A 16091-nucleotide genomic window follows, 5' to 3' on the forward strand; every position below is an offset into this window, starting at 1 on the left:
ATCGGCCTCTTGCTTTAATCTTAATTTTGAAAATTGATGATATTGAGTTTGCTTGCTTCAGCTTGTGGCAGGCTATTGCTGGTAAAGACCTGATCGACCAAGCCATCAAATACCGCCAGACCTTTGCTAAAAATGCCATGCGTGACATACAAAATAATGTTGTGGCAGTTTAGGCTGCGTAATTGTTTGGCAATACCAATAAAGGTTGCACCACCATCGCAAATATCATCCGTAATCACGGCTGTTTTTTCTGTCAAATCAGGGCTATCCACCGCCGTTGTGCTGATTTTGCCAGTGCTTGGATCGCGTTTCTTTTCACAGTGAATCACTTCAATGGCTTGTTGGCGTTGCGAATTGATACCGTTTGCAATCGCTTGGGTACGTTGTATTGCACCTGCATCAGGGCAGATCAATACTGTATTGTCGGCGCTTAAAATATGCATCAATGCTGGGCTTTGCTGGATAATCTCAATCGGCTCAATATTGATCACCGCTTGAAAACGCGTATTTTTGCGTAACAGCTCAAGCGTCACTGGGCTATGACAATCCCACACCACAATTTTCTGACGCTGTCCTGCAAATTTTTCGCTATTGCTATTTAATAACTTGGTCATTAAATCCAATGAAAAGGCCTGACCTTGTCCACAGATACGATCTTGACGTGCATAAGGAAAATAAGGGATTTCTACCGAAAGGCGCGAGCCTTGTTCTAACAACACATTTTCCAGTAATAGATAGTCCATTACATCTGTACTGTTATGCAATGAAGCTTTGATCTGAGTGTCGACTGTTAATTGGTTTAATAATTCAAGTTGCAGTTGAATATGACGTTCACCACCTGAAAACTGCAAAAACTCGATGGGAACATTTGCTTGAGCTGTCTTAAGTTGAATCGTCATTTTTAGTTTCTCTTTTATAGTGGCTTAAAGCCAGTAAATATATATTGTCATAATGACACTATTAAGTGCAAGTGCTAAATTTGATTGTTTTAATGAAAATAGGGAAGTAATTTAGAAAAATAGACTCATCTATTTGAAGTTAAAAGAGAATGATTTTTAACCTTTTTCATTGGGTGATTTATAAAGCTGACCTTATTTGATAGGGATATTGATCTTTAAGTCATATGTTGTGACAATGCTGTATGTCAAAATTAAAATGAAATAAGTGAGCTAAACTGTTTTAATAAAAAAAATTAAAACAGTTAACACATGCAATAAAACAATAAGGAAAGCATCCTATGAAATCACTGGTTTGTCAGAACGCTGAGTTGAAACTGGAAGATAGTCTTCAATTGATTCCTGCAAAAGGACAAGTACTTCTTGAAGTCGTACGTTGCGGGATTTGTGGTTCAGATTTACATATGCAGCATCACTGTGATCATATGCATGATCTGGCAGCAAGAGTCGGGTTTAATGGAGTTGCCAAATCCTCTGATAAGTTAGTTTTCGGCCATGAGTTCTGTGGCAAAGTCTTAGATTATGGTCCAAAAACACGCCGTAAATTGAAAGCGGATACTTTGGTTTGTGCCATGCCATTATTAAATGTTGATCCACAAGGTTATGTTCCGACGGGACTGTCGCCAAGTGCTTCCGGTGGTTATGCAGAACAAGTCTTGGTTCAATCGAGTTTAATGTTTGAAGTTCCGAATGGTTTAGACGTAGACAGTGCAGCATTGACTGAGCCAATGGCTGTTGCGCTGCATGCAGTACGTCGTAGTCGAATCAAGAAAAATGAGCCAGCGATTGTGATTGGTTGTGGTCCAGTGGGTTTGGGTGTGATTATTATGCTCAAGGCTGCAGGGGTTAAAACTGTGGTTGCCAGTGATTTTTCACCGAACCGCCGTCGCTTGGCTGAGCAATGTGGTGCAGATATCTTGATTGATCCTAAACAGCAATCGCCATTTAGTAGTTGGAAAGAATTGGGTTTATTGGGCAATGTTTCTGAAGCAATCAATATGGGGATGGGGCTTTTTGACAAAGTTCAGACTTTCTCATTGCCGTGGGTGAATGCTATGCGGGTGGGGGATAAGCTTGGTCTATTGCCGAAACGTCCTGTGATTTTTGAATGTGTGGGTGTGGCTGGGATTATGCAGCAAATCTTGGAAGGTGCACCGTTGTTCTCACGTATTGTGGGGGTCGGTGTCTGTATGCAAAGTGACAAGATCGAACCTGCATTGGCGATTAATAAGGAATTGGAAATCCAATATGTATTGGGTTATACACCGCTTGAATTCCGTGACACGCTGCATATGATTGCAGAAGGAAAAGTGGACTGTTCACCATTGATCACGGGTGTGGTCGGGCTGGAAGGGGTGAGCAATGCCTTTGATGCGTTACGTGATCCAGAGCAACATGCCAAGATTCTAATTGATCCGAAACGTGCGGGATCAGCAATCGAATTGATCAAGTCTTAATACCAAAATTAAAAAAAGCCGCTCTCAACGAAAGCGGCTTTTTTATGGGCACTTGATTGATATTTGCTTATTTAAAAGGTTTTGGTCAGCGAAAATGTCACTGTTGAATCAATTGGATTCGAGACTTTGGCGTTTGGATTACCATTACTATATTGCTGATAAAAACCGTCTTTATCCCATGCTTTGCTATAGGTCAGGCTGCTGGAAAGGTTATATGGCAATTCTTTGTTGACCGCAAAACTGGCATCCTGAAAGTTGGCAGCAGAAAAGTTTTTGATGCGTTGATTACCATAATGGGCATTGAGTGACCAGCCTTGTGTGATCGGTTGATACCAGTTCACATCCAGATAACCTGAGCCGCGAGAATGTTGGTTATTTCCCGTGCCTAGCGTATCGGAATTATTGCCAAAATAGTCTTGGGTATAGGTAATGGCATATTTAACGCTTAATGGGCCGTAACTGATTTCAGGGATGATTTCCCCATAGTCAAAGCGGGTGTTGCCTGTGTCAGCCGTGGTTTTTGCGCCTGGATAATAGTAATAGGCAACTTTAGTCCCGACCGTAAAATCCCCGATCGTACGGCTATAACCCGTATATACATCCCATTCAACAGAGGCATCACGAATAAAGTGATCGCTTACAGTCGATGCCCATGTCCCTGCATAAAAACCGCTATCATGATTGTAATCCAGCCCACCCTGTAAGGCAGGGTTACCCCAAGTTTGCTGGAAACCACGTGAAACGTATTGGCTGGCCGCAGTGATATTGGCAGAGTAAGGTGAGGTGGGTTCAGTTGCGTGAGTGCTTTGAAAATAAAAAGCGAAAGGTGCAATTACGAATAAGGTTTTTTTCATCATTTCTCCCTGAATGAAGTGAAACCCGAAGCCTAAGCCTCGGGTATCCCCTAAAGGAATTTCTTGCTTATTGTATTGGACGTAATGGTGCTTGACGTACAGGTGCTGTACCCGCTTTGTAATAAGCCGCTTCAGAACGAGGGAGTTTTTGACCACGGATTTTGTCGGCAATTTTTTCTGCGATCATAATCGTGGTGGCATTCAAGTTACCTGTAATGATCAATGGCATGATGGAGGCATCGACCACACGCAAGCCTTGTACGCCGTGAACGCGACCTTGACCATCGACTACAGCCATCTCATCTTCGCCCATCTTACAGCTGCATGATGGGTGAAATGCTGTTTCGGCATGGGTGCGGACGAATTCATCCAGTTCTGCATCGGTCTGGATGTGTTTACCCGGACTGATTTCTTCACCACGATACGGATCAAGCGCAGGCTGCGCCATGATTTCACGGGTGATACGGATTGCATCACGGAATTCGCGCCAGTCTTGTTCTGTAGACATGTAGTTAAACAAGATACTTGGATGTTCAAACGGATCTTTTGATTTGAGCTTGATGCGACCACGCGAAGGCGAGCGCATTGAACCAACATGGGCTTGGAAGCCATGCTCTTTTACTGCATTACTGCCGTTGTAGTTAATCGCCACAGGCAAGAAGTGGTACTGGATATTTGGCCAGTCAAATTCTTCCGAACTACGGATAAAGCCACCCGCTTCGAACTGGTTACTTGCACCCACACCTGTGCCATTGAATAACCATTCAGCACCAATGGCAGGCTGGTTATACCATTGCAGCGCAGGGTAGAGTGACACTGGTTGCTTGCATTGATATTGCAAGTACATTTCCAAGTGATCTTGCAGGTTCTCACCCACACCTGGCAAATCATGCACCACATCAATATCCATCGATTTCAGGAAGGTACTTTCACCTACGCCTGAACGTTGTAAAATTTGTGGTGAGGCAATCGCACCTGCACAGAGCAACACTTCACGCTTGGCTTGCGCCTGTTTCATATTGGCTTGGTCTGCGCCAATAATATATTCCACACCCACCGCCTGTTTTTGATTAAACAGGATTTTATTGGTGGTGGCATGGGTGACGATGGTTAAATTCGGACGACCTTTGGCCATATCCAAATAACCACGCGCGGTACTTGAACGACGACCTTTTGGGGTCACGGTACGGTCCATTGGACCGAAACCTTCTTGTTGATAGCCATTTAAATCATCGGTACGTGGGTAACCTGCCTGTACGCCTGCTTCAACCATGGCATGGAACAGCACGTTATTGCCATTTTTAGGGGTTGCCACGGACACAGGGCCTTTGTCGCCATGATAGTCATTGCCGCCAATATCACGGGTTTCGGCTTTTTTGTAATAGGGTAAGCAGTCGGCGTAGCTCCAGTCTTCCAGCCCTTTCATGGCCGCCCATTGATCCAGATCCATGGCATTCCCACGGATATAGCACATGCCATTAATCAGTGAAGAACCACCGAGGCCCTTACCACGACCACATTCCATACGGCGATTGTTCATGTGTGGTTCAGGATCGGTTTCATAGGCCCAGTTATAGCGACGGCCTTGTAAAGGAAAAGCCAAAGCGGCTGGCATTTGAGTACGGAAATCTAAACGGTAGTCTGGGCCACCGGCTTCCAAGAGTAAAACAGTCACGTCTTTGTCTTCAGTCAGACGTGTTGCGAGCACATTTCCGGCAGATCCTGCGCCAATGATAATGTAGTCATATGCTTGGGTATTCATCGTTATCCCTTTTCTATTCTTGAGGATGCCGAGGCAATCATGGGATTGCTCGGCATACAGGATTAATTTTGAGGGTGACAGCTGAGCGCATTAGAAAATGCTGTGATACTCACCTAACTCAACTTGAACGGATTTGATACGGGTGTAATGACCCAAAGTGGTTAAGCCATTTTCACGGCCAACACCAGATTGCTTGTAGCCGCCCACTGGCATTTCCACAGGTGATTCACCCCAGGTATTGATCCAGCAGATACCGGCTTCAAGTTGATGAATCATACGATGCGCTTTGGTGATGTCTTGAGTCACCACACCTGCAGCTAAGCCAAAGGTGGTGTCATTGGCACGACGAATCACTTCTTCCTCAGTTTCATAGCTGAGAATGCTCATCACAGGACCGAAGATTTCTTCTTGCACAATCGCCATATTATCTTGGCAGTTGCTGAATACTGTCGGGAGCACGTAAGCCCCTTTGGCAAGATCACCTTCTGTGGCACGCCCACCACCAATCAACAGTTTTGCGCCTTGCTGTTTGCCTGACTCAATGAAAGACAACACTTTTTCCATATGCGGGAAGCTGGTGAGTGGACCGAAATTGGTTTGCTCCGCCATCGGATCGCCAATACGAATCCGTTTTACCCGTTCTACAACGGCAGCTTCAAAATCAGCAAGCAGGGCTTTCGGTACAAACACGCGAGTACCATTGGTACAAACCTGACCTGAACTAAAGAAGTTTGCCATGACGGCAATATCCGCAGCACGGTCAAGGTTGGCATCATCACAGATAATCAGGGGTGATTTACCACCCAACTCCATGGTGACTTCTTTCAAGGTCGAACCCGCAGCACTGGCCATGACTTTCTTGCCAGTTTCAACACCACCAGTGAACGAGATTTTTTCAATCACAGGATGTTCAGTTAACCATTGACCGATATCACGCCCCGCACCTTGAACGACGTTAAATACGCCGTCTGGTACGCCCGCTTCGGTATAGATTTCAGCAAGTTTAAATGCGGTCAGTGGTGTAGTTTCACTTGGTTTGAAAATCATGGCATTTCCCGCTGCTAGGGCAGGCGCTGATTTCCACATTGCGATTTGAATTGGGTAGTTCCATGCCCCGATCCCAGCAACTACACCAAGGGGTTCACGACGGGTATAGAAGAAGCTTGATTCACGCAGTGGCACTTGCTCGCCTTGAATGGCAGTTGCAAGACCTGCGTAGTATTCGATGACATCGGCACCTGTCACGATATCAACAGTCGATGTTTCACTGTAAGCCTTACCAGTATCGAGGGTTTCGAGCTGGGCCAGTTCATCATTACGTTCACGTAAGATATCAACTGCACGACGTAGGATGCGAGAACGCTCCATCGCCGTCATGGCTGCCCAGATTTTCTGACCTTGTTGTGCGCTTTGAACAGCCGCTTCAATGTCTTGTTGTGAGGCTTGTTGAAGTGTTGCGATCACTTCACCGTTGGCAGGGTTAATACTGTTAAATGTTTGACCACTAGTTGCTGCGACATAACGTCCGTGGATATATAACTGATGAACTTGTGCATCACTCATTCTGTCTCTCCTGCAAAGGTTTGTTCGCAAATTGCAATTGCGTTTTTACATAATCGTAAGCAATGGAACGTGCCAACTGGCTGTCAAACTCATCGTGACTGCTCAAACTGCCACGTAACCATAATCCGTCAATCAAAGCCGCCAATCCGCGAGCGGCAATGCTGGCCTGTTGTTTATCCTCTATCAACATCAGAAAATAATGTTTCAAGTTAGAATACAGGCGTTGATCATTAATTCGTTGTAAACGTCCAAGTTCGGGCAAGTGCATACTGGCTGACCAGAAGTCTAACCAGACCCGCATGGCTTGTTTGTTGACCTGACTGATATCGAAGTTGGAATCAATAATGGCCTTGATCTGGCTTTCTGGATGCGCATCTGCTTCGGTTTTGTATTGGTCAGTCTTTTGACGCAAAACGTTGAGCATTTCCTGCATACAAGTATTGATCAATCCCTGTTTGTCACCGAAATAGTGACTCACAATACCAGTCGATAGTTCAGCCTTTTTTGCAATCTGTGCAATGGTAGTATTGGATAACCCCACTTCAGAAATTACATAAAATGCGGCGTTCATAATTTCTTCACGTCGCACATGCTCTGGTTTTACTCTACGCTTTGTCATGCTTATCCATTTAAAGCCCTGCCAAGGTGCTTTTTATTCAACATTTCTCGATGTAGAGCATCATAACATTTTTTTATCATACTTTTTATTGATTGAACGTTCAATCAATAAAAAGTATACTCTGTAAAAATCAATGAATTTTTGATTGGCAAGAAGAGATATAAATTAATAAATCAAAGATTCTTATGGATAAAGCGATAAGCAGAATTGAACACTTATCACATTATTTTTTTAAGAAAAAAACACCAATTGCAAGGAGCAAGAACATGGTGTCAGAAAGTAATGAAGGGTCCCCATCTGAACCTATACGTTTAAATTTGTTTGTTTTTTGGAGCTCTGCAATCAGTATCGGCATTTTTGGCCTATTGTTTGTGTTGTTTCCACAGCGCAGTCAGTTCTGGTTAACCTATATACAAGGGCAGGCCAATCAATTGTTTGGTTGGTACTACATGCTGGTGATCGTGGTTTGTTTAGGTTTTGTTGCTTGGCTGGCTTTTTCACGGGTTGGGCAGATTCCTTTAGGCAAAGATGACGATAAACCTGAGTTTGGCTATCTCGCTTGGGTGTCGATGCTGTTTTCGGCAGGGATCGGGATTGCACTGTTATATTACGGTGTTGCTGAACCAGTTGATCATTTCCTTCGACCGCCAGAAGGTCAGGGTGGGACCATTCAAGCTGCACGCGATGCCATGATGTATAGCTTCCTGCATTGGGGCATTCATGGTTGGGTATTGTATGCCTTGCTGGGTGTGACCTTGGGTTATTTTGCTTTCCGTCGAGATTTGCCGTTGGCCTTGCGTTCCGCGCTGTATCCAATCTTTGGTGAGCGGATTCATGGTCTGATTGGTGACTTTGTCGATGGTTTCGGGATTTTAGCCACGGTGATTTCTTTGGTGACTAACTTAGGCATCGGAGCTTTGGTACTGGTCTCAGGTCTACATTATCTTCTCCCAGAAATTCCCAATAACCAAACCACACTGATTGCGGTGGTGTTGTTGATGATGTCAGTGGCGACCATTACCACCGTGGTTGGGATTGAAAAGGGCTTGGCTTGGTTATCCCGCATCAACTTGCGTTTGCTTTATGCCTTATTGCTATTCGTGTTCCTGACAGGCCCAACCAATCATTTGCTCAATGGTTTGGTGCAGAACATGGGCGATTACCTCGATCATTTTCTGGCAAAAAGCTTTGATATGTATCTTTATAACAGCAAGGCGGGTGAGTAGTTAGGCTCGTGGACCGTATTTTATTGGGCATGGTGGATTGCATGGGCGCCATTCGTGGGTATGTTTATTGCGCGGATTTCCAAAGGCCGTACCATACGCGAAGTGGTGTTGGGTGTCTGCCTGATTCCACTCGGTTTTACCTTGGCTTGGATCTCGATTTTTGGCAATACTGCAATCTATTTTATTCTGGAACAGAAGCAAAAAATCCTCGGGGATTTGGTGCTGACTGACCCTGCTTTGTCCTTATTTAAGCTTCTCGAATTTTTACCGTTCAATCCTTATATTGCTGGGATTGTTGTTGTGATTTGTTTCGTATTGTTTTTGACCCCTGTGGGTTCTGGTACACTCATGATCGCAAATCTGTCCTCGAAAGGGGGTAGCAATGAAAGTGATTCGCCGATTTGGTTGAGAATTTTCTGGTCTGTGGTGATTACCATTGTCAGTATTGGTCTGCTGTTGGCAGGGAGTTTTCACTCCATGCAAAGTGCCGTGGTGCTGTGTGGTTTACCATTTTCCGTTATTATTTTGCTGTATATGTTTGGCCTGGCCAAAGCACTAAAACAGGATCAGTTTCGTCCTACACCGCCGCAAGTGATAACGCAGGTAACTCAGTCATCACAAGCTATAACTGAAAAATCAGAAACATTGTAATTCGGGTAAATGACTTTTATTTTTCATTTTTTATTCAGACATGTCTTTTCATTGATGCAAAGGTGGAAAGACGTCGATGAATATTTTCTTTTTGTTCTCTAACTCCCTGAGGATTGTATGGCAACAGATAATCCAAGAGCGGTTGATGATTCTACATTAGCGAATAAAGACCAGTTAAATCGTGTGGTCTTTTATGTTTCAGCTCTACTTATTTTAACATTTGCACTGGTTACGATTTTTTTTAATGACTTTGCCAACCACTTACTTAATGTGGTGCTGGCTTGGGTCAGTGATAAATTCAGCTGGTATTACTTGCTGGCAGCAACGCTATATCTGATCTTCGTGATCTTTATTGCCTGCTCGCGTTATGGTGATATTAAGCTCGGTCCGAAGCACTCCAAACCTGAGTTTAGCTTGCTGAGTTGGTCGGCCATGCTGTTCGCAGCGGGCATCGGCACAGACTTGATGTTCTTCTCGGTGGCTGAGCCGCTGTCTCATTATATGAATCCTCCTGTGGGCGAGGGACAGACCTATGAAGCTGCGCGTCAGGGCATGGTCTGGACGCTGTTCCACTATGGCTTAACGGGTTGGGGCATGTATGCGCTGGTCGGGATGGCCTTGGGCTATTTTAGTTATCGTTATAACTTGCCGCTGACCATTCGTTCTGCTTTATATCCAATCTTTGGGAATAAAATTGATGGGCCGATCGGGCATACCGTCGATACAGCCGCAGTCATTGGTACGATCTTTGGTATCGCCACCACCTGTGGTATTGCGGTGGTGCAGATCAATTATGGTTTGCATGTACTGTTTGATGTACCTGAAAATCTATGGATTCAGATCGCCCTGATTGGTCTTGCTGTGATTGTCACGATTATTTCGGTGACGGCAGGGGTCAATAAAGGCATCAAGGTACTGTCTGAAATCAATATCTATGCCGCGATTGGCTTGATGTTGTTCGTTCTGTTCCTCGGCAATACCGAATTCTTGCTCAATGCCTTGGTACAAAACTTTGGTGACTATATCAGTCGTTTCCCAAGTTTGGCCTTGGAAAGCTTTGCCTTTGACCGACCAAAAGACTGGATGAACAGTTGGACCTTGTTCTTCTGGGCATGGTGGGTCGCATGGTCACCATTTGTGGGACTGTTCTTGGCACGTATTTCACGTGGTCGTACCATTCGTGAATTTGTCTGTGGCACCTTGATCATTCCTTTATTGTTCACGATTACGTGGTTGTCTATTTTTGGGAATAGCGCCTTATATAACGTAATTTTTGAAGGCAATACGGCACTGGCACAAACCGTTCTGACTGATCCTGCACATGGTTTTTATGACCTGTTGGCGCAATATCCAGGCTTTGCCTTTATTGCGGGGATCGCCACCATTACGGGGCTATTGTTCTATGTGACGTCTGCCGATTCAGGGGCTTTGGTACTCGGTAACTTTACTACCAAGTTCTCCAATGTCGATAATGATGCACCACGTTGGCTGAGAATCTTCTGGGCAACTGCCATCGGTTTGCTCACCGTGGCGATGCTGATGGCCAACGGGATTACCGCACTGCAAAGTGCCACCGTAATCATGGGCTTGCCGTTTAGCTTTGTGATGCTGTTGGTGATGGCGGGCTTATATAAATCCTTACGTTTAGAGGATTATCGTAAAGCCAGCCGGAGTTTGAATGCTGCGCCTGTGGTCGGAAATGTGGACATTTTGAACTGGAAACAGCGTTTATCCCGTGTCATGCATCATCCAGGCAGTAGCGAGACTCAACGTATGCTCGATAACGTGTGTAAACCTGCGGTACAAACCGTGGCGGATGAGTTGGTGAAGCGTGGCATGAATGTCGAAGTGACGCAGGGTGAAGTCGAAGAAAGCGAAAGCCTGTATCATCTTGATCTCACCATTTACATCGAAGAAGAACATAACTTCGTGTACCAGATCTGGCCAGTACGTTATATCGCGCCGACTTTTAGTGAGCGTGGTAAACGCGGCAAACAGTTCTATTACCGTCTGGAAACTTTCTTATATGAAGGTTCTCAGGACAATGACTTGGTTGGATATACCAAAGAACAGGTGATTAATGACATCTTGGATAAGTATGAACGTCATATGACTTTTTTGCATATCAATCGTATTAGTCCCGGTAATCGTCCTTTGTATCCTGATTCACAAGACTAATTGTTGCAATAAAAAACCTCACGTCATGTGAGGTTTTTTTAAACCTAGAAGATTTTGCAAAGTATAAGCTGGTCAATGTTCTAGCTTGCAATCATAATAATCTGCATATCATCTGAAAAGAATAATGATCTTGTATATTGATTCTCAATCAATATGAGACTTGAGAGGAGCTTCAAATGAAAAGAATAATTATGTTTTGCGCTCTTATTGTTGTGATATTCGTATCTGTATTATTTGTTAGTCCTAAACCAACGATTTGGTTATTGCAGCATAGTTTATTTAGTATTCCAAAAGATTTACGGCCTGCTCAATACCAAGAGTCAAATGTGGCTGTGTCAACAAACTTAACCTATCCATCAAAATATCAGAGAAATACATTCGATTTCTATAACACTCAAACTCCTTTACCTGATCACCCGGTCGTGATTTGGGTTCATGGTGGTGGTTTTGTAGGTGGCGATAAGCTTGAGGTCAAAGACTACGCAACTCAATTAGCAGCGCGAGGTTACGCTGTAATCGTACTCAATTATGAACTTGTACCGACTACGAAATACCCTGAACCTGTCATCCAAGTTTCGGAAGCGATTCGTTATATAAAAAGTAGTATTGCTAAAAAACATGATTTAAATATGTCGAATATTTTTATTGCAGGTGATTCTGCGGGAGCACAGATTGCGTTGCAATTTTTACTTATTCAATCAAATCCTTCATATGCAAATTTAATGAATATTCCCAATACGTTAAATCCATCTGAGATTCGAGGAGCTTTATTGTATTGTGGTCCCTATGATCTGAAAAATATGGTTCTCCAAGCAAATTCAGCAATTACCCAATTTGTCTTTGGACGTATTGGTTGGGCATATTTGCAGGATAAAGATTGGCTGACGCGTACTGAGGATCAAGGATTGGTCGTGTCTGAATATCTAAACTCAACACTGCCACCAATTTATTTAACAGATGGCAATACCGCATCATTTGAACAACAAGCACGTGAATTAGAAAAACAATTACAGAAAGTCGGTGTAGTAACGCAATCAAGATATTTTGATCAGAAAACTGATCCTACAGGACACGAATATCAATTTCTATTGGACACTAAACCTGCTCAACTGACTTTGCAGGATACACTTCAGTTTATGGCTGCATATAGACAAAAATGATTTGATCAAGAACACAAAAAATATAAATTTTAGGGTTTATAGCGCACCATATTTTTGCCATGTTTCACCCGTTTCATAGTTTGCATAATGGCTTTTCAGTTCATGCAGTGATTGGCTTTGATAGATCGCAAAAATGATCATGATCAAAAATAGGCTGATCAATTTAATGGCGCGTTTATGCTTATATTCATCTGAATAGAGGTAGAAAATACAATAAAAAGCGATCATCAAATACGTGCAAAACAGCGAGTTAAATACCAGATAAATCAGCAAGGCAGCCGTAATCACGAAGGCGATCCGATTCTTTAAAATCGTCGGTCGCAAGCTAAGCACATTCAATATTAAAAGGCCAAATGAGGTCCAAAACAGATAGGCTTGACCGCCAATAATGACAATATAGGTCGATTGCAGCCACAGCAAGACCAGCCATACAAAAACGGAAAAAATAATAAATTTAGAGAGGCCTGAAGACGCGGGCAAAGTATGTTTCATATGACATTGAATTTTAAAATAACTGTTTGTTTAATAGGGAAATTAAAAACGAAACTTCAATAAATCTTTGGTCTTGATCTTTGTTAAAACAACGCAGAGCAAAGATAGCGAACCACCAATCAACATCGCAGTAATCACGCTGAAAAAGCGCGTCATCACACTGGACTGCAACGCACCAAGCTCATTACTCGAGGTGACAAAGATGCCATTGATGGCAGCGACACGTCCAAGCATGTCCTTGGGTGGAATCAGTTGCAGTATGGTTTGACGAATGACAATGTTAATACTGTCACATGCCCCCATAATAATGAGAACTGAGACTGAAAAATACAGCTGTCTGGTAACAGCAAATAACAAGGTGCATAGCGCAAAGCCAGTGACCGCAATCAGCATCATCTGCCACGGTCTGGATTTGGGTGGGTAACGCACCAAGATCAGCAGCATGATCAAGCCACCAAATGCAGGTGCGGCGCGTAATAGACCAAAACCATCTGCACCGATATGTAAAACATCTTGGGCAAAAATGGGCAGCAGTGCGATGATGCCACCAAAGAAAACAGAACTAAGATCAAGAAACATCGCCCAAAAAATAATTTTGGTTTTAAAAATAAATTGCAGTGCTTCCTTTAGACTTTGAGTTACCGACTCTGTTTGGATTTGAGGAAACGCTCGCCTTTGCAAACACCATAGAGCAATACTGCCCGTAAGGAAAAGTGCCACGATCACAGCAAAAGTAATATCTAGGTCGAGATGCGCCAACAGAAAACCGCCAACCACGGGTGCAAGTATACCGCAAGCTTGCCAGCACATACTGGTCCATGTTGCCGCATTGGTATACAGATGCTCGGGTACGACAAAAGGACGTAAGGAGTTAAAGCAGGGGCTATAAATACCGCGAATACAGCCAAATAAAAACAGAATACTCAAGCATGAGATTAATAAGAAATTTGCACTGATGGTTTGGTTGTGGAAAAGATCAAAACTGATCCATAAAGCAATCGATAAGGGAATGGCAAAGCTAAAGCTGATCTGCAAAATACGTTGACGATTAAAACGGTCAGCAATATAACCTCCACATAAAGACAGGGCGAGGAAAGGCAAGAAATCCATGATCCCAACTAGGCCGAGAATGAGCGGATTTTTGGTGATTTGATAGAGATAAAAGGCCACCAGTACTTCTTGAATCAGCACCGCAAAAGTCAGACAGCATTGATTGACGGTCAATAACTTAAAGTCACGACTGGCAAATGCAGCAAAAGCAGAATGAGGTACAGCAGAAGACATAAGGCGTAGATTTAAAACATACAAATAAAGAAAAAGGGAGGAGCTAAAACTCCTCCCATTTTCAAAGGGCGTGGTGTTGCTTATTGCGCAACAGCTTCCGCTTTTTCGACTTTCTTAGCAGGAACCAAGTTAGCAGGAGTCGTATAGTTCAAGCCTAAAGTTGAACTTGAGTACTGACGGATTTGATCTAACAACGCTGGATCGGTTGAAAGGTCTTTACCATAAGAACGCACGATTTCATGTAACTTAGCATTCCATACACCTTTGGTTTGCTCAGGGAAAGCTTTTTCAAGCAAGTTAAGCATGATGTAAGGTGATGTAGACGCACCTGGAGAAGCACCTAACAATGCCGTTACAGACTTATCTTTAGAGGCAAAGATTTCTGTACCGAATTGCAATTTAGCAGGTTTGCCTGGCTCTTTCTTGATGATCTGAACGCGTTGACCACCTTGTTGTAAATGCCAGTCTTTTGGATCAGCTTCAGGGTAGTATTTTTTCAACTCATTGAAACGATCTGCATCAGACATCAATACTTGGCTGACCAGATACTGAACAAGATCAGCATTTTGTAGACCAATTGCAGCCATCGGCAACACGTTGTTTTTGTTGGTCGATGCAAGCAAATCAAGCTGTGAACCATTTTTCAGGAACTTGTTTGAATAAGTTGCGAATGGGCCAAACAATACATATTTTTTACCGTCGATATAACGAGTATCGATATGTGGAACAGACATCGGAGGCGCACCAAGATCAGCACGACCATAGACTTTGGCTGTGTGTTTTGCTGTTACTGTAGGATTGTCAGTCACAAGGAACTCACCACCCACAGGGAAACCAGCATATTGTTGCGCTTCTGGTAAACCAGTCATTTGCAATAATTTAATTGCAGCACCGCCAGCACCAATAAACACGAAACGTGTTTTTACATGACTGACTTCACCAGATTTGACATCTTTGAATGCAACAGACCAAGTATTATCGTCATTCTTACTAATCCCAGTGACTTCAGTTGAAGTTCTGAGTTTAAAGTTTGGACTTTTCTCGAGATTGTTAATCAATTGCTTGGTGATTGCACCGTAGTTCACGTCAGAACCAACGTCCATACGGGTTGCAGCCACTTTTTGCTGAGGATCACGACCGTCCATCACCAATGGTGCCCACTGTTGAATTTCGGCTTTGTCTTCACTTAATTTCATGCCAGCGAATAACGGATTTTGAACCATGGCAGCATAACGCTTTTCCATAAAGTTCACGTTATCACCCCATACGAATGCAATGTGTGGTACTGGGTTAATGAATGTACTAGGTGTTTCTAATACACCTTGTTTCACTTGGTAAGCCCAAAATTGCTTAGCAATTTCAAATTGGCTTGCCACTTTAACAGCTTTAGAAATGTCCATTTTACCGTCTTTTTCTTCGGTATAATTCATTTCCATAAAGCCAGAGTGTCCTGTACCCGCATTGTTAAAGCCATTTGAACTTTCTTGTGCGACAGCATCAAGACGTTCATACATGCGGATGTTCCAGTCAGGTTGTAACTCGTTGAGGTAAGTACCAAGTGTGGCACTCATGATTCCACCGCCGACCAATACAACATCAACAACAGTTTCATCATTTTTCGTTTTAATTGCCTTAGACGTAATCGGTCTAAAAAGAAAGGCAATAGCAATCACTATTAGTACTAGCAATAGTACTAATAAATACTTCCAGAATTTTTTCATTCAATTTACCTTAAAAATTAAATGACTCCCTATATGGGTAATATAGAGAGAAAGGATTTCAATAAGAATTGGCACAATAAAGGCACATCAGTAAAAGGGTTGTCTTGACTGATGTTTGGAGAAAAAGTTTGTGAATTTTACTTTAATATAGAAAGGATTTTGGTATAC

The 16091-nt window shown here is 43.2% G+C and carries 11 protein-coding genes and 1 pseudogene; 4 read left to right on the top strand and 8 right to left on the bottom strand.

All coding sequences use genetic code 11. The features are described from left to right. Positions 1-20: 20 nt before the first annotated feature. Entirely contained in the window at positions 21-899 is an 879-nt protein-coding gene (locus tag AAV96_RS16055) for a phosphoribosyltransferase family protein (RefSeq protein ID WP_046740033.1), read from the bottom strand. Positions 900-1237: 338 nt separating this feature from the next. On the opposite strand from AAV96_RS16055, the gene AAV96_RS16060 reads away from it, so the two are divergent. Further along, positions 1238-2413: a zinc-binding dehydrogenase gene (locus tag AAV96_RS16060; RefSeq protein WP_046740034.1), complete on the top strand. Its 1176-nt coding sequence runs from the start codon at positions 1238-1240 to the stop codon at positions 2411-2413. A gap of 71 nt (positions 2414-2484) precedes the next feature. Here AAV96_RS16060 and AAV96_RS16065 read toward each other — a convergent pair whose 3' ends face one another. The 4 genes from AAV96_RS16065 to betI all read right to left on the bottom strand — a co-directional run bounded on the left by AAV96_RS16065 (position 2485) and on the right by betI (position 7211). Beyond that, positions 2485-3267, bottom strand: a complete 783-nt coding sequence (locus AAV96_RS16065; RefSeq protein WP_046740035.1) for a TorF family putative porin — start codon at positions 3265-3267, stop codon at positions 2485-2487. A 67-nt stretch (positions 3268-3334) separates the two neighbouring features. Further along, the gene (betA, locus tag AAV96_RS16070; RefSeq protein ID WP_046740036.1) at positions 3335-5029 is read right to left on the bottom strand and encodes a choline dehydrogenase; all 1695 of its coding nucleotides are present in this window, start codon (positions 5027-5029) and stop codon (positions 3335-3337) included. Between the two features lie 90 nt (positions 5030-5119). Continuing rightward, positions 5120-6592, bottom strand: a complete 1473-nt coding sequence (betB, locus tag AAV96_RS16075; RefSeq protein ID WP_046740037.1) for a betaine-aldehyde dehydrogenase — start codon at positions 6590-6592, stop codon at positions 5120-5122. Further along, complete coding sequence (gene betI / locus AAV96_RS16080) at positions 6585-7211, bottom strand: transcriptional regulator BetI (RefSeq protein ID WP_046740038.1); 627 nt, start codon at positions 7209-7211, stop codon at positions 6585-6587. Before betI ends, betB begins: the two co-directional genes overlap by 8 nt. A 266-nt stretch (positions 7212-7477) precedes the next feature. On the opposite strand from betI, the pseudogene AAV96_RS16085 reads away from it, so the two are divergent. The 3 genes and pseudogenes from AAV96_RS16085 (at position 7478) to AAV96_RS16095 (ending at position 12426) form a co-directional block, all read left to right on the top strand. Beyond that, positions 7478-9088, top strand: a pseudogene (locus tag AAV96_RS16085) (BCCT family transporter). 117 nt (positions 9089-9205) lie between these two features. After that, on the top strand, positions 9206-11266 hold the full coding sequence (locus tag AAV96_RS16090) for a choline transporter (protein WP_046740039.1): 2061 nt from the start codon (positions 9206-9208) through the stop codon (positions 11264-11266). Between the two features lie 176 nt (positions 11267-11442). Continuing rightward, positions 11443-12426, top strand: coding sequence for an alpha/beta hydrolase (locus tag AAV96_RS16095; RefSeq protein ID WP_046740040.1), 984 nt, complete (start codon positions 11443-11445; stop codon positions 12424-12426). Between the two features lie 36 nt (positions 12427-12462). Here AAV96_RS16095 and AAV96_RS16100 read toward each other — a convergent pair whose 3' ends face one another. The 3 genes from AAV96_RS16100 to mqo form a co-directional block, all read right to left on the bottom strand. Continuing rightward, positions 12463-12918, bottom strand: coding sequence for a hypothetical protein (locus AAV96_RS16100; protein ID WP_046740041.1), 456 nt, complete (start codon positions 12916-12918; stop codon positions 12463-12465). Between the two features lie 42 nt (positions 12919-12960). Beyond that, positions 12961-14202, bottom strand: coding sequence for an MFS transporter (locus tag AAV96_RS16105; RefSeq protein WP_046740131.1), 1242 nt, complete (start codon positions 14200-14202; stop codon positions 12961-12963). 80 nt (positions 14203-14282) lie between these two features. Further along, entirely contained in the window at positions 14283-15923 is a 1641-nt protein-coding gene (gene mqo / locus AAV96_RS16110) for a malate dehydrogenase (quinone) (protein ID WP_046740042.1), read from the bottom strand. Positions 15924-16091: the final 168 nt, after the last annotated feature.

The organism is Acinetobacter sp. AG1 (assembly GCF_001005525.1).
GTDB classification, from domain to species: Bacteria; Pseudomonadota; Gammaproteobacteria; order Pseudomonadales; family Moraxellaceae; genus Acinetobacter; species Acinetobacter modestus.